This is a genomic window from Corynebacterium sp. ED61, assembly GCF_015233855.1.
Lineage (GTDB): Bacteria > Actinomycetota > Actinomycetes > Mycobacteriales > Mycobacteriaceae > Corynebacterium > Corynebacterium dentalis.
On record NZ_JADGIT010000002.1, the window covers coordinates 255,393 to 277,709 of the forward strand.

Consider the following 22,317-nt stretch of genomic DNA (forward strand, 5'->3'; position numbering starts at 1 on the left):
GCGCCGCTAGGCGTTCTCCGCCAATTTTTCCTAATAAGTACCTTAGATCTTTTGAAGTTAGCTGGGCAGCGCAAGCCTTGTTACTCTTTGAAAATATGAACTCCACCGAGCGCTCACCCCTCCGTTCCTTTCGCAATCACGCCGCTGACTTCCTTCCCGAAGCAATCGGCGGATTCGTAGCCTCGCACCCCAATGCCCAATGGCACGATAGCGGCTTCATCGGACAGTCCTCCCCTATCGTCACCGCCGAGGGCACCCCTTCCGTCGCTGTCATCTCCGGCGGCGGTTCCGGACACGAACCCATGCACGCGGGATTCGTCGGCGACGGAATGCTCGCAGCGGCCGTCCCGGGCCTGTTATTCACCTCTCCAAACGCAGTGCAGATCACCGAGGCCACTCGGTGGGCCGACCAAGGAGCGGGTGTGGTTCACGTGGTGAAGAACTACACCGGCGATGTAATGAACTTCAAGGTCGCCCGTCAGGCTCTCGTGGACGTGGAAGCGCGAGTGATTCTGGTCGACGATGACGTCGCCACAGAACAGGGTGAGGACAACGAATCGGAAGGCCCCGGACGACGCGGCACCGGTGCGACGATTCTGGTGGAAAAGATCGCCGGGGCGGCAGCTAGGCGCGGTGACAACCTGGACGACGTCGCCCAGCTGGGCCAGTGGGTTGCCGATCATTCCCGCAGCATGGCGGTGGCAATCGCGCCAGGTCACCTGCCCACGAACGGCCGCGATACTTTTGATCTCCCCGCCGGCGAAATCGAGGTCGGCGTAGGTATCCACGGCGAACGCGGCGTGGATCGGGTGGATGTGGAGCCTGCCGATGAGGTGGTCACGCGCCTTCTCGATGGGATCGACGCCAGCAGGGGCAGCTATATCTGCCTCGTCAACGGGCTGGGCGGCACCACTCCGCTGGAGCTCTCCTTGGTCTTCGGCTCTGCATTGCGCCAGCTCGAGCAGCGGGGCATCACAGTGCGCCGTGCGATGGTGGGCACCTACGTGACCTCAATGAACATGGCGGGTGTCTCCCTCACCCTTACCGAGGCGACCGATGAACTCGTGGAACTTCTTGACGCTCCCACCGACGCTCCCGCCTGGCCACGCGTAGTGGGTGGTCAGTCACCGGAGGGCGGCGACGCTGCGATGCGTTACGAAGCAGCGCGCACCGTGTTCGACGACGAGCTTCCCTCTTCCGGGGATGACAACACGTGGCTCAGCGACTTCGTACAGCGAGTGCAAAACTCCACGGACGATCTCACCGAGTTGGATCGGCTGGCCGGGGATGGAGACTTCGGGCAGAACATGGAGGCGGCCTTTGGGGACATCGAGCTTCCTCTGCGCGGAGAAGATTCGGCCGTGTTGAGCGCCCTCGCCCACCGGCTGTTCATCCGTTCCGGCGGCACCTCCGGTGCAGTCCTGGGAACACTGTTCCGTGAGCTCGCCTTGGCTATGGAGAATGCTTCGTCCAACGTCGTCGGTTTGCGCGATGGACTCGGGAAGGCTTGCGAGGCCATCACCGAATTGGGCGGTGCAAAGGAGGGAGACAACACCTTGGTTGATGCCCTGTTGCCTGCGGCTCGAGCAGCAGCCGAAGCCGCCGGGGATTCTGCTTCCTTCGAGGAAGTCTTGCGCACGTGCAACGAGGCGGCAGCCCAAGGCGCGGAAAACACTCGCGCGATGATCGCCAAGAAGGGACGCGCCAGCTACCTCGGTACCGCATCCCAAGGAGTGGTCGATCCCGGCGCCATCCTTGTGTCTTGGATTTTCGGCGGAACAGGCCAGGCCAAAGACTTCACGGGGGAGTAAAGTTCTTTTTCTAGTCCCTAAGAGCCGAAAGTAGTGAAAACGCGGTGTGTAGGCGTTGGTCTATAAAAATTCACCTACGCAAAAATGTGGGCTGTGCAACAGCGCCGTTCCATCCGCTACTGAGGACAGCAATGACCCCTCACGGCATCTCACGAAGCGCCGGATCTCAAGATAATAAGTGAGTAATCATGGGACACACTCGACGTTTGAGGTTCGCTGGAATCTTTGGCACCGGCCTTGTCGTCACCGGTGGCATGGGCGTTTCCATGGCACAGAACGGCCTGTCCGCCAACCTGGCACTGTCCGACACGATCTTCACCCAGCAGGTCGGCGGACTCGACGGTGACGGCTTCAGCCTTTTCGTGGATCACGAAATCAATGTCTCCGATGACGTTCCCGTTTCCCGCCTGCGCATCGATCAGGCCACGGTGACGGACATGTGCATGACCGCGCCAATCTCCCTGCCCGGTGTAGGAGACAAGAAGTTCTAGATGCTCGTTCCAGATGACGGCACCACCGCATCCAACCTAGTCATCGGTGCCAAGGACCTCGCCGGATCCCTAACGCTAATCAAGCCACAAATTGGTGTGGATGCCGGCCAGCTCTCAGATTCTGCAGTGCCCGGCTCCGGCGGTATCGTCTCCGAAGGCTTGGAAGCTTCCGACCAAACGATCCACGCCACCTCCATCGCCGCAGATAAGCTCACCGCCAAGGGCGGAAAGATCAGCATCGTAGACAGTGAAGATAGTGCCTGCTAAACAGCCTGAACTCACCGACAACGAGCAAGCCGTAGTAGAGGACAGCCCACGGAACCGCCGCTTCAAGTCGTGGCGTAAGCGCCGCCCCTTCGGCGCTGGCCTGGCCATGATCCTCTCCGGCCTGGTTATGCTCGCCCCCGCTTACCTGTCCTTCAAGGTCTCTAATATCCAGGTGCAGGTCTCCACCTTGTCCGGAGTCTCCACTGCCTTGCTGGGCATCCTGCTGATCACGTGTGGCATTTCCACCTGGACCCGCACGGAAGGCCGCATTCTCACCGGTGTGGCCGCGATGGTGCTGGGCATCGTCCCCCTGCCCGCCGCGAACTTCGGCGGCTTCGTTCTGGGCACCATGCTGGCCCTCATCGGAGGTGCAATGTCCTTGTCGTGGGACCCCGAAGAACGGTTGAGCCGCAAGGAGCGCAAGCGCCTGCGCGAGAGCGGTTACGAAGACAAGCCCACCGACGAGTCCGCTGATGAAGAGCCGGAAGGATTCACTGTAGCGGACGAGGACGAAGTGGCGTCGGACGAAGAATTCGACGACAACCAAACCACCGAAATCCCCACCGTTAACGATCAAAATTCCGAGGCTCAGGCACCAAAGGGAAGCAGTTTCTTCAAGCGCGGCGGACGCGGTGGGGCAACGACGGTCATCGCTGTGCTCACCGCGCTGGCTGTGGGCACCGGCACGCACATGTCCAACGCCCAGGCGCAGCTGCCCAACCTGCAGTTGCCTGGCATCGACGACGTTTTGCCTAATCAGAACGATCAGCAGCAGAACCCTGACCAGCTGAACGAGAACCCACTGACGCAGAATCCGGCGCCATCGGCACCGACGGTCCCACATCTACCCGAACTACCAAAGCTGCCGGAGGCTCCGCGCCTACCGGCACCGAACCCTAACGCCGAGATCGATTTGCCGAAGGAATTCTCCGGACTGGCGCTGCCAGAAATCGGCGGCCTCGACTCCGCTCCCCCAGAGCCAATCCCCGGCATGCTCCTGCCCAACGGCAAGACCTACACGGTCAAGGCGGACAAGACCACTCTGGTGGGCAACGTGAAGATGTCCTACGTCACCATCGACACCGCTCAGGGACCAAAGCCTGCCATTCGCATCGATTCCGACCGCGTGATCCTGGACAACCTGCGCGTGCGCTTCCCCGGCGATCACGCCATCGGAGTAGACATCTGGCAACGTTCCGGCCCAGGCCAGATCAGTACGCTGAACGGTAACTTCCACATCATCGTGGCTTCCCTGGACGTCACCCCGCAGCTTGCAGGTGTGCCGCTTCCCTTCGCGGTTCCAGTGAGTGCGGACGATGTGCCGGAAAACACCGGCAAGGAGCTGAAGAAGATCGGCGCTGGGCTGCCGGACGCTGTTTCCTCGCAAACGGTGATGCTCGACGGTACGATGGCGACGTACTACATCTCCGCGGACGACCTCGTCGAAGGCCCCGGAACCACCATTGCGCCTTAATTTGTTAGGGAGAATCACCATGGCGAACCCATCCAACGAATCATGGACCCTACTCACTGGGCTCGCCAATTCTTACCCCGGCGACGCAGAAGCCATCTCGCATCACCCCTATCGCATCCCACGGACTGACGATCAGCGAGCAGTACCAAATCTCAAGGTCATTGAACGCCTTGACGGCGCAACCGTGGTTCGCCTGGCATTCCGCCCCGGAGATTCGATGGCGGATCACACGGCCCCGTCTCCGATTCTCATCTTCGGGCAAGTCGGGGAGATTGCGGTCACGATTTCCAACGACGACGGCGAAACATCGACAGTCAGCCTTGAGCCAGGAACTGCCCTTCACATCGCCGCTAGGAAAGTACACAGCTTGAGCGCAGACAATCCGGCAACCGCGACGCTAGTCATCCTCCAGGCTGATTGAATTAGGTGACTATTAGGCCTTCGTTGCCCCTTCATTTCCGACGCCAACCTCGCCCCTCTTCATACTTCTGTACCAATCCTCAAAGAGGGCGACGCATCTCCGCAGGCCAATGTGACGCATGTGAACCGCTCAGTGAAGGAATGGTAGGAAAATTTGGAAGAGCCTGGGTGCAGGCGAGTCGGGCCAAGATTGACCTAGGCGGATGGATCATTGCTGGCCTGATCACAGGTACCTAAAGGCAGCTATAGATCAAGAAAGCGAAAAGTCCCGATCAGCGCGAAGCTGATTGGGACTTGAAGTTGGTAGCGGGGGCAGGATTCGAACCTACGACCTCTGGGTTATGAGCCCAGCGAGCTACCGAGCTGCTCCACCCCGCGTCGAGTGCTTAACTAGTTCAACCATTTCGATTGCCCTTGTTAGCGACTCATTTACTCTAACGCAGAGTGGACAAATAGTGAAATCGCCTGCTCAGGAGCACTACTGCTCACGCTGCAAGGCACTCACTGCAGCGTCCAACTCGTCCAGAGCCTTACCGAATTCCTCGAAGGTGCCATTGGCTCGCGCGTCCTTGACCTTGTCCATGGCGTCACGTACGCGCTGCGCAGCGCTCGAGTTACCCGTCACAGCCCCGGAGCCATCCTGCTGGTCGTCGGACTGGCTATCGCTGGAGGAATCATCAGAGCCACTGCCTTGACTGTCAATTTCTTCCTCAGGCTTCACCACAGAACCGTCGATCTCCTCGAGGTCCGTCGCGTTCTGCGGATCAATACCCACCTGGTCCAATGCCTCGGCAATCGTCGGTGCGTAGCCCACCTGGCCGTTGTAGGAAACCAACACGCGCAGCAGCTTCGGGAAGGCAGACTCCTGCCCCTTGCGCTGCGAGTACACCGGCTCCACGTACAGGATCTGGCCATCGCCCACCGGCAGCGTCAGCAAGTTGCCGTTGGTCAGCAGGTTGGTGCCCTCCAGCAAGGAACGCTCACGGGCGATCTCATCAGAGGACATCATCGTGTCCTGGGCCTGCTTCGGACCCTGAGTCTGCGTACCCGTCGGCAGCACGCGGACGAAGATCTTGCCGTAGGAATCAGATGCTGCATCAGAATCCACCGTCATATGAGCAGCCAAGAACTCACGTCGGAGGCCGACGAAAGGCGTGATCATCTGGAAGCTTGCGTCGTTACTCTCAGGATCCTTGGCCACCACGTAGTACGGAGGCTGCGCCAATTCCTGACGACCCTCCGCGGCGGAAGGATCAGACGGCACGGACCAGAAGGCGTCGTTCTGGAAGAACACGCCAGGATCAGACACGTGGTACTTGGCGATCAACTCGCGCTGCACCTTGAACAGATCCTCCGGGTAACGCAGGTGAGACATCAGATCTTCAGAAATTTCCGACTTCGGCTTCACCACGTCAGGGAACGCACCACGCCACGCCTTGAGCACGGGATCCTGCTCGTCGAACTCGTAGAGATCCACAGTTCCGTCGTAGGCATCCACCACGGCCTTAACCGAGTTGCGGATGTAGCTGACATCGTTGTTGACCAACTGGGTCTGGTTCACGCCATCGGGATTCAGAGCATCCGCAGTGGTATCAGTAAGGGACGTGCGCTCGGAGTACGGCAGGTTCGTCAGCGTGGTGTAACCATCCACTACCCACTTGATTCGACCATCGACCACCACGGGGTAAGTCTTGGAATCGGTGGTCAGCCACGGCGCCACCTTGTGCACGCGCTCGCGCGGATCGCGCTCGTAGAGGATCTTGGAATTCTCACCGATGCGGTCAGACAGCAACATGTTCATCGATTCGAAGTTCGCAGCGAACATCACGCGATTGAAGTAGTTGGAGATATCCGTACCGCCGGAGCCGGTGTAGGTGTAGTTCTCCGTGTCCGTGTCATACTCCACTGGCTCCTGGCCGGTGGTGCCCACGATGGCATAGTCCGAGTTCGGAGCCTGAGAAGAGGCGATCAACGGACCGAAGTACACGCGCGGCTGCTCCAGGTCCACCTTGAGCTCGCCACCTTGTTTGCCCGAGGCGATCGATTGCAGGTCAGCGCGGGTGTATACGGGGAAACCACCACGAGCAGAACCAGCTTCGCGTGCCACCTCGTCCACCTTGTTCGCCGGTGCCGCGATGAAACCGTTGCCGTGGGTGTAGACCGTGTGGCGGTTCAGCCAGTCATTCTGGTTGCCTGTTAGCGTGTTCGGGTTAATCTCGCGCGCAGCCACCACGAAGTCGCGGGTCTCGCCGTCCACCTGGTAGCGGTCGATGCTCAGCTCATCCGGGAAGCCGTAGAAGTTACGCAGCTGTTGCTGCTGGGTGAAGGTAGGGCTCAGCACCTCTGGATCCAGCAGGCGAACGTTAGACAACGTGGCCTCATCGTTGGCGATCTCCTTGCGCTCTTGCTCTGGCTTCTCGCCAGTCTGCGCGCCCCAATTGTTTTCATAGGTCACGGCATCATCGCCAATGCCATAGGCGTTGCGCGTGGCCTGGATGTTGCGGGAGATGTATTCGCTTTCCTTCTCCGCGCGGTTAGGGCTGACGGAGAACTGCTCCAGAATCATCGGCCAGGCCACGCCCACCACCAAGCTGGAGCCCACCATCAGCGCCGCAGCCAAGGCTGGCAGGCGCAGGTCGCGCAGCACGATCGTGGAGAAGAACATTGCCGCAACGAACAGGGAGATCACCAGCAGGATGATCTGCGCCGGAAGCATCGCGTTGATATCGGTGTAGGAGGCGCCGGTGAACGTATCGTGCTGGTTGTTCAGCAACGAGTAGCGGTCAAACCAGTAGTCCACGGCCTTGAGGATCATCCATGCGCCCGCGATGATCACCAACTGGCGACGCGCCGGCACGGAGACGGACGCCTTCTCCCCCACGCGCGGGTTGCCGGTCGTAATGGATCCCAGCAGGTAGTGGGTCAGTCCGTTGACCACGAATCCCACGATCAGCAGGATGCTCAGCGTGGACAGGATGAACTGCAAGAACGGCAGGTTGAACGCGTAGAAGCTCAGGTCCTTGTGGAACTGCGGATCCTGCTGACCGAACGCCGTGCCGTTGAAGAACAGCAGCGCCGTGCGCCAGTTGGCCTGCGCGATCAAGCCGGTGATCAACGCGATGAACACGGGCATGCCCACCAGGAATGGACGCATGTTGTTGCCGATCATGGGCCGGTATTCCGCCAGCGGCGAGGACGATCCCATGGATTCGAAATCATCCGGGCGCGCCCGGTAGGCCGCGTACACGCACAGCCACGCGATCAGAGCGGCCAGCAAACCGAAGACCGCAAACAGGATTACGCGCGCCACGATGACATTGACGAACACCCCCTGGTAGTTCACGCTGCGGAACCATGACCAGTCCACGTAGCTGGAGACGATGACCGGGATGATGAAGAAAGCCAATGCCGCCAATCCCACTGCAAAACCGAGCAGTTGAGCTCGGCGATTCGGCCGAGGTGAGGGCGACTTTTTTCCGGCTGGTGGTGGCGGGGTGATGCTCAAAGTGGGGATCTCTCCTGATCAGCACACGTCGCGAGTCGTAGAGTGTACGGCGTATGCAAAAGTGTTCTTTTCCATAGGATACGTGTGTTTATATTCAGTGCCTAAACAGGTTTTCCACCGATTCGCGACAGGGAGTTCTCACCGTGACTTCAAACCCCGATCTCCACGACATCCGCGTTCTCAATGCCGCGTTGCTCGAGGCCGTTGATTTCGTCCAGGCTGAGGGCTGGGATCGTCCGGCGACGTTGTTTGGTTTGGTTCCCCATGCTCTGGTTGCTGATGCGTTGGGTTCTTCGTTTGATGACGACGCAAACAACCCCCTGGCCCTGGTTGTGCAGGAAGATGTTCCGGATCATATCCGCCCGGGCTCAGAGGAGCTGGGAGAATTCATCGCTACTGTGCGCTGGCCGGAACAAGTGGTGGGCGCCATCTTGGCGCAGGAGATTACCTTCGTGAACTCGGCAGAAGGCGCGGGCGCGGAGCCTCACGCGGCGCGTTTGTACTCCGGTGTGCTCAACGAGGACGGCAGCGGTGCCGAGCGTTCACTGATCCAACTGCGCCCCACGGACCAGGAGATGTCCGAGGACGCCTTCGCTCAAGACAAAGTGGAGCTGTTGGGTGGCGATGACATCGCCCCCGGCGTGATCGCCACGTTGCGGGCCACCTTCGAAGAGGGCTTCGACGACGAGTAGCGACGAATAATTCTGCGGCTAGTCCTGGCAGAGGCTGGGCTGACCACCGGAATTGATGGTGTCTAGGTCCTCGATCGCATCGTCGAGCGAATCCACTTCCACCAGCTGCACGTCATCCTCGCCCGCGGTCAGTGCCTCCCGGCAGTTGTCCGCTGGCACGAGGAATACCTCTGCACCTGCATCAGCTGCGGCGTGAATCTTATGGGTGATGCCGCCGATCGGACCAACCGTGCCGGTGCCGTCGATAGTGCCGGTGCCCGCCACGAAGCGTCCACCGGATAGCTCGCCGGGGCTCAACTTATCCACCACAGCCAGGGAGAACATCAATCCGGCCGATGGACCGCCGACATCCGTGAGGTTGTATTCCACTTTGAGGTCACCTGCAGGCTGGGCTACCGAAGTCACGCCCAGAAACGCAATTGGGTCATCTTCGCCCTTTTCGCGCAGCTCTTCGGGCATGTCCCCCAGCTGAACGTCCTTGGTGATCTCACGTCCGTGACGGTCGATCGTCAACGTGACCGTATCTCCCGGTTGATGCTTGCGAATCTCTTCCGCCAAGTCGTCTGGCCGGAATACGTCCTTATCCCCCACCTTGAGGATCACATCGTTGATGTGCACCACGCCCGTGGCCGGCGAATCCTTGCTGATGTCCATCACCATGGTCTCCACGGGGCGCTTCAGATAATCCATCGCAGAGATCGTCGCGTTAGATTCGGACGCAGCGAAAGCCGCAGCGTTCTTCTCTTGCACTGCCTCTGGGGACTGTCCCGGGGGAAAGACCTGTTCGATGGGGACCAGCACGTCGTCGGTGAATAACCAACGACCTAGCGCCTGCGCCAACGTCATGTTCGTGCGCACGGACACGGTGGTCATGTTCAGATTGCCACTGGTTTCATCAGGGGTTTCGCCGGTGATTTCCACCACGGGCTTACCGTCAACATCTCCCAGAGTGTTGAAAGTGGGTCCCTTACCCTGGGCCGCATAAGGCACAGTCATATCGATATCGGTACCGGGGACAGTGGGTAAACCGATCAAAGAGATCAGCATAACCACTGGTAGAGCACCGATAACGACTGTACGGTTGCGTCGATTCCAGAAAGTCACCCGAGAAAGCCTACCCGTGTTCGCTGAGGGCGCACACTCCCACGCCCATCGAGCACCCAACGAAAAGCAGCCCGCAGGTACGGTTTAAGACATGAGTAACTTCGGCTTCGGTTTCAACAACTCGGGCGATGATTCCGACGATGAACGTCGGGGCAACAACAACGAGGGCAATAACAACAACGACGGCTCCGGCAACAACGGTGCCGGTGGTCCAGGCAACTTCGGCGGCGGACCATTCGGTTTCCTCTTCGGCGGCCCCGGTGGCACCGGCAGCGGAATGAGCTCCGGAAACTTGGGCGATCTCATCAACCAGTTCGGTTCCATGCTCAGTGGATTCGGCACGGACATGAACTCCGGCAATGGAGAGACCGTCAACTACTCGATGGCCGAGCGCATCGCTCGGCAGAACATCGGCCAAGCAGCCGGACCGAAGTCCGAGGACACCCAAGCAGTGGCTGAATCCGTGCGCCTCGCCGAACTGTGGCTCGACGAGGCCACCACCCTGCCCGCGGGCGCGACTGGCTCCGTGGCCTTCGGCCCGACCCAGTGGCTGGAAGAAACCATGCCCACGTGGAAGCGCATCATCACGCCTCTGGCAGAGAAGCTGGGCGATGCCTCCCTGTCTGCCATGCCCGAGGAAATGCGCGGACAGCTGGGGCCGGTTGAATCCATCATGAAGCAGGTCAACAGCATGAACTTTGGCGCACAGCTGGGCAATACGCTCGGCGAGCTGGCTAAGGGCGTGGTCCTATCCACCCAGTGGGGCATGCCGCTGGCCACCGGACGCACGGCTGCCATCGCCACCGCTCACCTGGACGAACTGTCCAAGAAGCTGGGCGCAGGCAACCGAGAGACGTTGATCTATCTGGCCGCGCGCGAAGCCGCACACCATCGCTTGTTCCAGCACGTGCCGTGGCTGACCGAGCGCCTGATCCTCGACGTGGAGGAATTCGCCGCCGGACTGACCATCGACACCTCTAAGCTGGACGAGGCTGCACGCGAGTTCAATCCGGAGATGATGAACGATCCTGCGGCCATGCAGGAGATGATGAACCGCTTCCAGAGCCAGGAGATCCAGCCCGAGGTTGTCTCCTCTAACGCCCACGCCCGACAGCGCCTAGAGACCAGCCTGTCGCTGGTCGAGGGATGGGTGGACTACGTGGTGGGCTCCGCGTTGGGCTCCCGCATCCCCGAGGCCGCCATGATCGGTGCCGCGTGGCAGAGCTTCCGTACCAACGGCTCCCCTGCCATGGACAACCTCACCAAGACTCTGGGTATTAGCCTGTCCGCGCCAAAGGCGGCGGAGGCTGCGGAACTGTGGCGTCGACTCGAAGAGGCTGTGGGCACCGAAAAGCGCGACGCGATCTGGGATCACGCGGATTTCCTGCCCGTCGCCGAGGACCTCGACAATCCGGCCGCCTTCATTGGCCATGTCACGTTCGACGCAGACGAGATGAAGGACTTCAACCCCATCTCCGAGATCGAGCGCCTGGAGCGCGAGCTGAACCAGGACAACTCTGGCGAGGACGACCGCCAGGAAGGTTCCGCTGGTGACGATGAGAATGAGGGCGACAGCAAAGACGGCGAGTAGCCTGCCGGTCTTGCTAAGCTGACTGTGACATCCGGGGGGATGTCACAGTCACAAGCTTCTTGGGGGAATCATGACAGCACCGCTGCAGGCCCGCTGCAAGGTACACATCAACCGAGGCACGGCAGTGATCGTGCGTCCCGGAGTGGGCGTGCAGTTCAATGTGCTCCCACACAATGCGATCGTGTTGCCGCTTCCTGCTCATGTGTCCCCCGGACACGTGCTGACTGCTCTGGCAGCGGCACGGCTGCCAGTCCCCATCGACGAGCTCACAGCATCCCTGAACTACTGCGGACTAGGTCCGGATGCTGCTGCGGACATTGTGGACGAACTCATGCGCTGCTGTGTCCTGCGGGAGTATCCGGAACAGCACTCCGTGCCGGTGCTGAAATCAGGAACCGCGAGCGACCGGCAGATCGCCGCGCTGCGAAAAGAAGGAATCTCCGCTCATCTGGTGGACAGTCCCGCAACGCTGGTCTCGCAGGCGCGCACCTCCGTGGCGCTACTTCCCGGGAACATGTTTCTGCCCGCAGATCTGCACTACATGCTGATGCAGGCCGGCATCAGCCATCTCCCCAGCGCGGCTATCGATGGCTCCGTGATCATCGGTCCCTTGGTTGTCCCCGGGGTTACTCCCTGCTTGAACTGTATTGATGGCCACTACGGCCACCAGGATGCGCAGTGGAACAGCATTCGCATGCAAGCGGCAGGCAGGCCCGTAACCACAGATCAATTACACGTTGAAGCGGCCTCACTCATGGTCGCCAGCATCGTGGCGCGGCACCTGATCCCTTGGCAGAGTCGTGGTTGCCTACCGTCCGAGATTCCGGAGATTCTCCGCCACCGTACGGAAATTAGACTCGGCGATGTCCATGTCAGCTCCACCGAAATCACCGCAGATCCGGAGTGCATGGCCTGCAAGATGACCAAGCAACTGCCTAGGCCACGTTCTGCGTAATCGCCAGGATGTCCTCGCCGAACTGCTCTACCTTCACTGGCCCCATGCCCGGCACCTGCACCAATTCCTCTGGTGTGGTGGGCAGCGCGCTGGCGATCGCTTTGAGGGTGGCATCCGTCATCACCACATAGGCTGGGACGTTGCGCTCTTTAGCCGCATCCGTGCGCCAGGATCGCAACTGGGTAACCACCATGTGGTCAAGGTCCTGCACGTGTTGCCCACATCGGCCGATGATTTTGAACTCTGGGGTGGACAGCCGCGCTCCGCACACCACGCAGGAATTCTTCGGCGCACCCAGGTGCTTGCTGCGGGAATTCCCGCGACGCTCCATTGCATCGTCGGCAGCGGGCATAAGGCCGTCCAGGAATCGTGTGCGTCGCTTATTCGCTTTTCCACCCGGCTGACGCGCTTGTGCCCAGGACAAGTGCAGGTGCTCTCGGGCGCGCGTGATGCCCACGTAGAACAGACGACGCTCTTCCTCAATGGCACCTTCGCTGTCCGTGCCTTTCAGCGCATAGTGAATGGGCAACATGCCATCCACCAGTCCCACGAGGAACACCGCGTCCCACTCCAGGCCCTTGGCGGCGTGGATGCTGGCCAGTGTCACGCCTTCTACCTTTGGCGGGTTCTTCGCTTCCACGCGCTCACGCAGCAGTCCCATCAGGCCAGACAAGGACAGCCCCGGGGTAGCCGTGGTGAGCTCTTCGACGAGAGACACCAACGCTTGCAGAGACTGCCAGCGTCCGCGCTCCTTGGCACCGGTGGGTTCTTGCGGAGTCAGTCCCACTGGAACCAGCGCGGCACGCACCGCGTTGAGCACATCGTCCGGATCTGGTGTGAACTGCTGGGAGGCGCGCAGCAGCGCAGTCAGTGCCTCCCGGATCTCTGGGCGTTGGAAGAAGCCCTCGCCGCCCTTGACCTGGTAGCCGATTCCCGCCTGTTCCAGTGCGTATTCGTAAGCTGCCGACGACGCATTGATGCGGAACAGCACCGCGATCTCGGAAGCAGACACGCCTTTGTTCAGCAACGCGGAGATTTCCCGGACAACTGCTTCGGCCTCTGCCGTCTCGTCCGAATATTCAGAAAAGCTCGGCACCGGGCCGGCTTCGCGCTGACCAATCAGCGTCAACCGAGTTCCGGCCACGCGTCCCTTGGCTTGGCCGATCACCTTATTCGCCAGATCCACCACCTGCGGGGTGGATCGGTAGTCCCGCTGCAGGCGAACGGTCACGGCCTCAGGGAAGCGACGGGAAAAGTCCAACAGGAAATCCGGGGTCGCGCCATTGAAGCTGTAGATCGTCTGGTTTGCGTCGCCCACCACGGTGAGATCGTCCCGCTCCCCCAACCAGGCATCCAACATCCGCTGCTGCAACGGCGTGACGTCCTGATACTCGTCGACCACGAAGCTGCGGTACCGGGAACGGAACTCGTCGGCGATGCCAGGCTCAGACTCCAAGGCCGCTGTCATGTGCATCAGCAGGTCATCGAAGTCCAGCAGCATCTGCTCGCCGCCGCGCTTGAGCTGCTCGTAGTTTTTGAAGATCTGCACGAACTGCTCCGGCGGCACCGGGCAATCGCGGCGGTCGGGCACGATGCGCCCCGGGTAATCCTCGGGCGCGACCAGTGAGGACTTGGCCCATTCGATCTCCCCGATGATGTCCGCCAGCTGCGTCTTATCTGCATCCAGCCGGGCACCGCGAGCGGCGCGGGCAGCCACGGGGAATTTGCCATCTAACAAGCGCCACGGCAGCTCGCCTGCGTACTGCGGCCAGAAGTAGCCCAGTTGGCGCATGGCCGCTGCGTGGAAAGTCTTCGCTTGCACGCGGGCAGCACCCATCATGGTGAGGCGCTCACGCAGTTCGGCGGCAGCACGGGTGGTAAACGTCACGGCCATGACGTTGTCCGGGTTGACGTAACCTCCGCCCACGAGGTGCGCGATGCGGTGAGTGATGGTGCGGGTCTTGCCTGTGCCCGCGCCAGCGATGATGCACACGGGACCCCGCGGGGCGGTGGCTGCTTGGAGCTGATCGGGGTCTAGTTCGGAAAGATCAAACGGGACGCGTCCCCCGGACACTACAGCGCACTCTCCTCAGGGTCGACATTGCTGCGTACGTACAAAATGCGGTCGCCTGGCTCCACGGTCTCGGCCTCGGAGGAATCGATGCGGTAGAGCTCGCCGGAGCGAACCACACCGAGAACAACGTCCTCCAGCACGCGTGGGTTGCCACCGACTTCCTCTTCCACCACCACGCGCTCGGCGATGGAGAATCCATCGTCCGGGCTCAGGAGGTCTTCCATCATTTCCGTCACGCTTGGGGTGACGGTGGCCAGTCCCATCAGACGGCCAGCCGTTTCACTGGAGACCACCACTGAGTCCGCGCCGGATTGACGCAGCAGGTGGGAGTTATCGGATTCGCGAACCGAGGCCACGATGGTGGCAGACGGCGCGATCTCGCGGACGGACAGAGTGATCAGCACGGCCGTATCGTCCTGGTTCGGTGCCACCACCACGGCGCGGGCGCGGTTGACGCCCGCGAGCTTCAAAACGTCCGAGCGGGTCGCCGAGCCCTGCACGGTCACCAATCCTTGGGTGGTGGCTTGTTCCAGCACGTCGCGATCGGAATCGATGACCACGATCTGTCCGGGTGCCACGCCATCGGCCAGCAGAGCGGTCACGGCTGAACGGCCCTTGGTGCCATAACCGATGACGATGGTGTGATTACGCATGCGCTTCCTCCAGCGACGAATCTGCAGAGCCCGTCGGGACTCCTCCGTGAGCACGGACAGGGTGGTACCGACCAAAAGGATCAGGAAGATGACGCGCATCGGGGTGATCACCACGATGTTCATCAGGCGGGCTTCCTGGGTCACCGGGGCGATGTCACCATAACCGGTGGTAGACAACGAAACCGCCGCATAGTAAACGGCATCGAGGAACGTGTTGATCCCCGTGTAGCCCTCCTTGTCCCAGAAAGCCACGGCCGCCGTACCGAACAGCAAAATCATTGCGTAGAACATTCGGCGGGCAATCAACCACCAGGGGCTTTGCACCGCCGCTTCTGGGATGTGAACGATGTTGAGCAGGGCGTGGTGCGGAAGCTCATCCACCTCTTGATCAGCGCGAAAGCGGTCGCCCAGCTTGTTGCCCATGCTCGCCTACTTTCCGCTTTCGTGGTCCATCGATGCAGCTGCGGAGAGCAACTGATCTGCTGAAGGTAGTGTACGCGGTTCAACGGTCTCGTTCGCCCTCACGTAGTGGAACGCCGCGCGCACTGCTTCGGGGCGTATGTCCACGCCCAGCTGTCGGGACAGTACTTTAGCCCACGCCAAGCGGTATACGCCAAGCTGCATTTCTGCCGCGCGCATGTCTTCTCCGGTGGGCTTCCTGCCGGTCTTCCAGTCCACGACCATCCATCCCTGTTCCATGTCCTCGCCTTCGTGGAACACGGCATCGATTCGACCTTCGTAGACGTGACCTCCGAGAGTGACCGAGTACGCGCCCTCCACGCTGTACGGCTGCTTGTTGGCCCAGGTGCTGGCCAAGAATGCTTCCTTGAGCCGCTCCAGTTCCGGGTCAGTGAGGGTGGCATCCGAGGCGCCGGGCAGTTGGTCTTCATCGAGCAGGCTGGACTGCTCGTAGCGCTGTTCGACCCAGTTGTGGAACGCCGTGCCGCGCTTGGCGTAGGGCTTGGGTTCCAGTGGGATTGGTCGACGCCGACGTTTCGCATATTCGTGCTCATCCCTGCGGAGCGCCACTGCTTCTGTCGCGGTGAGCCTAGTTCCAAGTTCGACGCGAACTTGGGGTGCCCCGCGCTGCTGGAACTCCTCGATGAGCGCATCGGTTTCCATATCCCACGCGGTGCGCGCGGGTTGCGTGTCTTGCTCAGCGCTCACCGCAGCAACGTCCTTGGCAGCATCGCGAAGTTCTGCCGTGATACTCAGAGCTCGGGGCCATACGTTGCCGCCGGGTTGTGTGGCTGGTGCGAACTCGCCGGAATTGATGCGTTCGGCCCATTCCGCGTTGCGCTCTCGGCGCTGGTCATTGACTTCTGGGCTAGGATAGAGCAGCTCATCTTCCCTGCTCAATGTGCCTTTTTCTAGCGCATCATAGAACTTCTTGGGGTAGACCATGCCCACGTCGGACTGGTGTGCCACTTCATGGGGACGCGCAGCGTTCATCAGCAGCTTAAACACCACGGCAGGATCCACAGCTTGGGTACGGGCTGGACTGTACGCGGAGCCACTGACCAACAGCACGCGCTCAGTGCGGGTGATTGCCACGTAAAACACGCGGTCAGATTCTTTGGACGCGTACTGGTTCAGCTCGTGTTTGAACGCTTGAACCGCCTTGTTGTGATCCGAGCTCTTGCCATCTTCGGGTGGCTGAAAAATGGGCAGGCTGCGCCCCGTAGCGGGGTCCGGTTCGGAATCTCCGCGCAGCTCCGTAGGAATGCGGGAGAATACCTGGGTCCAGGAAGACTCGGCGCTGGGCCGGGAGGCATCCGCGTAGTAGTTGCGCGTGGCAAAAGGCACAGCCACGATGTCCCACTCCAGGCCTTTGGATTTGTGCACGGTCAGGATCTGCACGGTATTGAGCTTCTTCTGCACCTCGCCCGGCTCCAGTCCACCCTCTTCTTCGTGCGCGGCGCGCAAGAAATCCACCAGCGCACTGGCGCTCGCGTTCGGCAGGTTGGAGAACTCACGCACCACGTCCGCGAACTTATCCAAGTGGCTGGTGCCGATGGACGTTTCTTGATCACGGAACCACCTGGTCATCACCTCGGTGCGGATACCAATCATCTTTTCGATATCGGCCACCAGATCCGGCAGGGTCTTCGGAAGACTGTGTCTGCGCAGCTGCCCCAGCTCCTGTGACAGTTGCTCGATCCGGCGTGCCCCCTCCGCGCTCATGCCACGGTCCTCGGCATCGTGGAAATCCGCCAGAGCATCTGCCAGTCCCACGGTTTGTTCGTTGGGATCGGGAATGGTCTCTACCAGCGCGGCACGCAGACTTTCGGGAAGGTCGGCGGGCAACGGGTTGTCCTCGGCTCGTTGGGACGACCCGCTAGCGCTTTCGTCATTGGTCGCTCGCCTACGCAGATGCTGGGCTCGCTGCGCGAGCACCGCGATGTCCGCAGCACCTAGGTTGATTCGGGGACCAGTCAGCAGACGCATCATGGCGGCATCGTCTTCCGGATCCACCACCACCCGCAGGGTGGCGTAGACGTCCGCGACCTCGGGAAGATCCAGCAGACCCGGCCCGGCGGTCATCTCTGCTGGAACTCCCCGCTCCCGCAGCGCCTCATAAATTGGCAACGCCATCTTGTTCCGGGTGACAAGCACAGCAGCAGAAAACGGCTTCTTCCTATCGCCGCGCTGATGGTGCTCCCAGTGCTGGGCCAGCTGGTCCGCCAGCCACGCGATTTCTTCGTCCTCACGTTCGTAGAACGCCAGGGAAATCACGCCGCGATCGGCGCCCGGGCGGGGTTGCAGCGGAGACACGGTCCGTCCCGTATCCATGGACCATCCGGCCACTTCGTTCGCCAGTTCCAACACACCGGAGGGATTTCTCCACGAGGTGGTCAGCTCCAACTTGTTCGCCTGTTGGCCGTCTCCCAGCGGGAAGTCGGTGCGGAACTTCTCCAAGTTCGAGGCTGTGGCGCCACGGAACATGTAGATGGACTGCATCGGATCACCCACCGCCGTCACGGACAGCTCTGGGTCTGCACCCTGACCGAACAGATTGCGCAGCATCACGCGCTGTGCGTGGCCTGTGTCTTGGTACTCATCCAGCAACACCACGCGGAAGCGACGTCGCTGCTCCACTCCGACTCGGGAGTGCTTGTCCACCAATTCGGCGGCCTTGGACATCTGCTGGCCGAAAGACATCACCTGCAGTTCCTGCATGCGCGTGCGGAAGGCCTCCACCAATGGCAACACGTCCAAGCGCGCATTTTGCGCGTCGTAGAACTTCTGGTTGTCCGCGCTCCACTTTCCGCGGTACTTCGGCAGTTCCTCCAGCCCCTGGATGGCCAGCTTGGTGGTGGATACCAAGTCATCCACAGTCACCAGGTGGTTATCCATCTCGTCAGACAAGGCTTGTACGTCGCTAACCAAGTCAATCACCCGGCGCGAGGTTCCCAGCTCGCCGGTCCAGTTGACCACCACGTCCCAGGCGATCATCCACCGCTCTGCCTGCGTGATGATGCGACTGCTCGGTTCAATCGGAATCAACAGTCCGTATTCGCGCACGATCGTGCCCGCGTAGGAGTCATACGTGGACACGGCCGGCGAGATATTCTTCAGCGTCTCCCGGCGCGGATCGTCTGCATCCAGGCGGTCGAGGAAGGCACTGCGGGCCAGCGTGGACAATCGCGTGCGAATGCGCACGCCCAGCTCGCTCGCCGCTTTCTTGGTAAAGGTCAGGCCCAGCACTTGTTCGGGCAGCACATAGCCGTTGGCCACCAGCCACACCACGCGCGCGGCCATGGTTTCGGTTTTGCCGGCACCCGCACCTGCGGTCACCAGCGTGGTTCCCTGCGGAGGTGCCCCGATCACCGCTGCTTGTTGCTGCGTGGGCGGAAACTTCTGCCCCAACAGTTCCGAGAGCTCTGTGGGACTGAAGATGTGCCGGTTCGGATCCAGCGTGGATGATTGATGTGTGGCGTTCATGAGACCACCATCCTTCCGTTCGGCTGTGCGGGGCAGGAGGCAGCGAAATCGCAGTGATCGCAGTGGGTTCCTGGGGTGGCGGCGAATCGTGGACCTGCGGCTTTATCCGCCACATCCATCAGGTGCACGCCGTAGAGCTGCAGTTGTTCTTCCGTCAGTGGTTCCTGCTGCCGTGTTTCGGTCTCATCCTTCTTCGTCCCAGGGAACACCAACGCCGCGCCGTTGTTGTGCAGCCCTTCGGTGTGCATCACCATGAATTGGTACGCGGACAACTGCGGGCTTTCGCCTGCCTCCTTGGCAGACGGGGCGTTCTTGGCGGTCTTGAAATCGAAGACCATCGTGGAGCCGGATGCGTCCGTGATCATGAGGTCGATGCGTCCGTTGAGCACCACCTCCGTGCCGTCCGTCAGCTGGCCCAGTGGTATCTGGAGCATCTTTTCCGACGCCACCTCTGCCCCATCCGCAGCGGGCATCCTGGAAGTGATGAACCGGTGCAACTTGGCCACACCGGTGCGCCAGCGCTCGATGGTATTGGCACGGTGGAACTCTGGACCGTCCGCGACCAGCGCGACGATGCTCTCGCCTGCCCTGACCGCATCCTCTTCGCTGAGTCCGGCGACAATCGCCTCCGCGATGGCATGGATCGCGTTGCCCACGCGCTGGGCTTCTGAATCAGATTCCACGCCGCGATGGCGGTCGAAAAACGCGCTGAGCGAGCACTTTTCAATGGCGACCAATCGGGATGGGCTGAGGCGAATACGGCCTTCGCGGTCCACGAGGCGGTCAGAGGTGGAAGGCTCTGCAATGCCCCACCACTGGGAGGGATCCGCGCCGAACATGTGGGCGCGGGCCAGCTTGGCGAGGTTGCGGGCGGCATCGAGGCGGTCGGCGAGTTGGCGTCGGGAATCAACGAGGGCGTCACGCAACTCGGCGATGAGGGGCTCGATCGCCATGACCCGAGGAATCGTTGGCTCCGCGTCCTGGATCTCAGGGGAAGCCTCGCTGGAGACATCTTCGATAGATGCGGTGTCCTGCTGAGTGGCGGAGGCGATCTCGTCGAGGAAACGCGACGGCGTGGTGCCTTCCTCGCCCGCGCTGTCCACCGCAGTGATCACACATAGCTGGCTGGCGCGGCTAAGAGCCACCACAAACAGCCTGCGCTCCTCCTCCACGGCGGGCCCAATGCGCGAAACGATGGTATCCGGCGTGATGCCCCGATCCAGCAGGTCCACCAGCTCCAGCTGGCCGAACAGGCCACCGACGGTAGGTCCAGCGGGCCACAGATCTTCCTGCACGCCGGCCACAACCACGACCTTCCACTGCCTTCCCGTGGCCGCGTGAGCAGGCAGGATCTCCACGGCATCCGTGTCTCCGCTGCTGCGATCGCGTGTGCCCGTGGGCAGCTCTTGAGCACGCACCTCCTCCACGAACGTGCGCAGGCTGGCTTGTGGATTGCGCTCTGCGAAATCGCCCGCGAGGTCGAACAGACTCATCACGGCATCGAGGTTTTGATCCGCCTGGGAACCCACGGTGCCGCCGCGCAACGCATGGGTCTGCAGCCGAGTTGCCAAGCCCGTGGCCTGCCAAATCTTCCACAGCACAGTCTCTACCGCCCGAGGGTTGTCCGCATACACTTCCCGCCCTGCGGTAACGACCTCCACCACGTGGTTGAGCACGGTCAGTTCCACCGGTCCCATGAACTGCGTCCAGTCTTCACGCTGCTGGGCGGTGGCCGTGCCTGCGACCAGCGCGGCGAGGCAGTCTGCGGATTGATAGGGAACTCCGTCGTTGCGCGTGGGCAACTCCCCGCCGCGAGTGCGGATGTGCGCGATGGCTCGGCTGAGTGCCCGGTGCAGCTTGCGCAGGGTCACGGGATCCGCCCCGCCCACGGAAGATTCCAGCAGCTGGCGCGTTTCGGCCGCTGTCAGCTCTCGGTAGGCCGCTTCGACCGCCAGCATCAACATGGCCACCAGCGGTTGCTCGGCCAGCACCACCGAGGTGGGGTCGACCTTGATGGGCACGCCGTGGGAGAGCAATGTCCGACGCAAACCCGCAATCTGACCCACTCCACGCACGATCACCGCAATATCCTCCCACGGGACACCGTCGGTGAGATGAGCGCGCCGCACTGCATCTGCAACATGCAGCTTCTCTGCCGTAGCTGAGCCCGCGCGGATCACCTCCAGTTGAGCGCGTTGCTGGCTTTGTGAACTCACGCGCAGCGGCATGCGCGCCGGATGGTGTGGCAGGTGTGTGAGCAAGGACTGCACTGCCTGGACCTGCTTTTGTCCCACTCGGTGCGACGAGCTGAGCACAATACGGAAATCATCGCGCACCGCATGGCGATTGAGAAAAGCCTCATCCGCACCGCGGAAGTGGAACACGCACTGGTCAGGGTCGCCCGCGATCAGAGCCCGGGTTCCCGGCGCGATGAGGGATTCCACAAACTGCGCGGCGGCGGGATCAATATTGTGCGCGTCATCCACCAACACCAGCTGCAGCCGTTGGCGCAAAGTCTCCGCCATCTGTTGGCCGGCCTCTTCGGTGCTCATCGCGCGGACCACGGTGTGCACCAGCTCCGAGGCATTGAGATTATCGGACTCGCTCAGGCGCTGGAGCTGCTCGTAGCGCCGCAAGAACTGACCGGCTGCTTCCCACATCGGGCGGGAGTACTGCACGCCCAATTCTTCGAGCTGCTCTGCGCTGACCCCGCGTTCCGTTGCGCGCAGAATCAGATCCCTGAGCTGACGGGCGAACCCCACGTATGTCAGCGCGGGCACCATGTCTGCGGGCCATCCGCTGGCGCCGTCCTCCACTTCTCCCTTCAACAGGATCCGCAGCTGCGCATCGTGTTCTGCACCAGTGATCAGCCGGGGTGAATTCTGCCCCTGTTGTTGGCGAATGGCCCGGTAGACGGCGAAGGCCCAGGAGTGCACGCTGCGTACGGGCGCGCCCGTGGCAGCGTATTGGTCAATATCGCTTACGCGTTCGAATATCTCGTTCTTGATTCGCGTGGCGGACTCCTTAGAGGCAGTCACGAACATCACTTCTTCCGCGCTGCCACCTTCCACCAGGAACTGCACCGTGGCATCCACCAACAGGCTGGTCTTGCCGGTGCCTGGACCGCCCAGAACCGCGTAGGGATGCTCATAAGAAATCGCATCGTCACCAGCGATAACAGCGGCGGAAAGCCCCTCCCAGGATCGCTTTTCCCGAGTGGACTGCGTACCCCAATCCAGCACCACCTGCGGTTGCGCAGTAGCGCCGATGCGCTGATCTGGGGCGTCCAAACGCACCGAAGATTCTTCCTGACTGTTCATGTTCTCTAGTGTCTC

At 61.3% G+C, this 22,317-nt stretch carries 14 protein-coding genes and 1 tRNA gene; 8 read left to right on the forward strand and 7 right to left on the reverse strand.

Annotated elements, in window-relative coordinates; genetic code table 11:
* Positions 1–95: 95 nt before the first annotated feature.
* The 5 genes from IM764_RS03280 (at position 96) to IM764_RS03295 (ending at position 4,464) form a co-directional block, all read left to right on the forward strand.
* Positions 96–1,811, forward strand: coding sequence for a dihydroxyacetone kinase family protein (locus IM764_RS03280; RefSeq protein WP_194186885.1), 1,716 nt, complete (start codon positions 96–98; stop codon positions 1,809–1,811).
* A 188-nt stretch (positions 1,812–1,999) separates the two neighbouring features.
* On the forward strand, positions 2,000–2,302 hold the full coding sequence (locus IM764_RS10525) for a hypothetical protein (protein ID WP_370551528.1): 303 nt from the start codon (positions 2,000–2,002) through the stop codon (positions 2,300–2,302).
* Entirely contained in the window at positions 2,303–2,569 is a 267-nt protein-coding gene (locus IM764_RS10530; RefSeq protein ID WP_370551529.1) for a DUF6230 family protein, read from the forward strand. It abuts the gene before it with no gap.
* Positions 2,559–4,043, forward strand: coding sequence for a DUF6114 domain-containing protein (locus IM764_RS03290; protein WP_194186886.1), 1,485 nt, complete (start codon positions 2,559–2,561; stop codon positions 4,041–4,043). Before IM764_RS10530 ends, IM764_RS03290 begins: the two co-directional genes overlap by 11 nt.
* A gap of 19 nt (positions 4,044–4,062) precedes the next feature.
* Positions 4,063–4,464, forward strand: a complete 402-nt coding sequence (locus IM764_RS03295; protein ID WP_194186887.1) for a hypothetical protein — start codon at positions 4,063–4,065, stop codon at positions 4,462–4,464.
* Between the two features lie 300 nt (positions 4,465–4,764).
* On the opposite strand, the gene IM764_RS03300 is transcribed toward IM764_RS03295, so the two are convergent.
* Together IM764_RS03300 and IM764_RS03305 are read right to left on the reverse strand one after the other, a co-directional pair.
* Positions 4,765–4,841, reverse strand: a tRNA-Met gene (locus IM764_RS03300).
* Positions 4,842–4,941: 100 nt separating this feature from the next.
* Complete coding sequence (locus tag IM764_RS03305; RefSeq protein WP_194186888.1) at positions 4,942–7,968, reverse strand: UPF0182 family protein; 3,027 nt, start codon at positions 7,966–7,968, stop codon at positions 4,942–4,944.
* A gap of 143 nt (positions 7,969–8,111) precedes the next feature.
* On the opposite strand from IM764_RS03305, the gene IM764_RS03310 reads away from it, so the two are divergent.
* Positions 8,112–8,660, forward strand: coding sequence for a PPA1309 family protein (locus IM764_RS03310; RefSeq protein WP_194186889.1), 549 nt, complete (start codon positions 8,112–8,114; stop codon positions 8,658–8,660).
* Between the two features lie 18 nt (positions 8,661–8,678).
* Here IM764_RS03310 and IM764_RS03315 read toward each other — a convergent pair whose 3' ends face one another.
* Positions 8,679–9,764, reverse strand: coding sequence for a PDZ domain-containing protein (locus tag IM764_RS03315; protein WP_099297722.1), 1,086 nt, complete (start codon positions 9,762–9,764; stop codon positions 8,679–8,681).
* Between the two features lie 91 nt (positions 9,765–9,855).
* Here IM764_RS03315 and IM764_RS03320 point away from each other — a divergent pair, with 91 nt between their 5' ends.
* Positions 9,856–11,355, forward strand: coding sequence for a zinc-dependent metalloprotease (locus IM764_RS03320; RefSeq protein ID WP_194186890.1), 1,500 nt, complete (start codon positions 9,856–9,858; stop codon positions 11,353–11,355).
* Positions 11,356–11,425: 70 nt separating this feature from the next.
* A complete protein-coding gene (locus IM764_RS03325; RefSeq protein ID WP_194186891.1) occupies positions 11,426–12,310 on the forward strand; it encodes a hypothetical protein in 885 nt (294 codons plus the stop codon).
* Here the strand turns inward: IM764_RS03325 and IM764_RS03330 are convergent.
* From IM764_RS03330 to IM764_RS03345, 4 genes are read right to left on the reverse strand one after another with little or no spacing between them, the layout of a single operon-like run.
* The gene (locus IM764_RS03330) at positions 12,291–14,384 is read right to left on the reverse strand and encodes an ATP-dependent DNA helicase UvrD2 (protein WP_194186892.1); all 2,094 of its coding nucleotides are present in this window, start codon (positions 14,382–14,384) and stop codon (positions 12,291–12,293) included. The genes IM764_RS03325 and IM764_RS03330 overlap by 20 nt on opposite strands.
* On the reverse strand, positions 14,384–15,460 hold the full coding sequence (locus IM764_RS03335; RefSeq protein ID WP_099297730.1) for a TrkA family potassium uptake protein: 1,077 nt from the start codon (positions 15,458–15,460) through the stop codon (positions 14,384–14,386). The genes IM764_RS03330 and IM764_RS03335 overlap by 1 nt, the downstream gene beginning before the upstream one ends.
* Before the next feature lie 6 nt (positions 15,461–15,466).
* Positions 15,467–18,982 carry a UvrD-helicase domain-containing protein gene (locus IM764_RS03340; RefSeq protein ID WP_194186893.1) on the reverse strand — a complete coding sequence of 1,172 codons (3,516 nt, stop codon included), beginning with the start codon at positions 18,980–18,982 and terminating at the stop codon, positions 15,467–15,469.
* Positions 18,979–22,302, reverse strand: coding sequence for an ATP-dependent DNA helicase (locus IM764_RS03345; RefSeq protein ID WP_194186894.1), 3,324 nt, complete (start codon positions 22,300–22,302; stop codon positions 18,979–18,981). Before IM764_RS03345 ends, IM764_RS03340 begins: the two co-directional genes overlap by 4 nt.
* Positions 22,303–22,317 lie beyond the last annotated feature (15 nt).

Coding starts and splice junctions, on each gene's coding strand:
- IM764_RS03280 (WP_194186885.1), top strand. CDS start 96: ATGAACTCCACCGAGCGCTCACCCCTCCGTTCCTTTCGCAATCACGCC.
- IM764_RS10525 (WP_370551528.1), top strand. CDS start 2,000: ATGGGACACACTCGACGTTTGAGGTTCGCTGGAATCTTTGGCACCGGC.
- IM764_RS10530 (WP_370551529.1), top strand. CDS start 2,303: ATGCTCGTTCCAGATGACGGCACCACCGCATCCAACCTAGTCATCGGT.
- IM764_RS03295 (WP_194186887.1), top strand. CDS start 4,063: ATGGCGAACCCATCCAACGAATCATGGACCCTACTCACTGGGCTCGCC.
- IM764_RS03320 (WP_194186890.1), top strand. CDS start 9,856: ATGAGTAACTTCGGCTTCGGTTTCAACAACTCGGGCGATGATTCCGAC.
- IM764_RS03325 (WP_194186891.1), top strand. CDS start 11,426: ATGACAGCACCGCTGCAGGCCCGCTGCAAGGTACACATCAACCGAGGC.
- IM764_RS03335 (WP_099297730.1), bottom strand. CDS start 15,460: ATGGGCAACAAGCTGGGCGACCGCTTTCGCGCTGATCAAGAGGTGGAT.
- IM764_RS03340 (WP_194186893.1), bottom strand. CDS start 18,982: ATGAACGCCACACATCAATCATCCACGCTGGATCCGAACCGGCACATC.
- IM764_RS03345 (WP_194186894.1), bottom strand. CDS start 22,302: ATGAACAGTCAGGAAGAATCTTCGGTGCGTTTGGACGCCCCAGATCAG.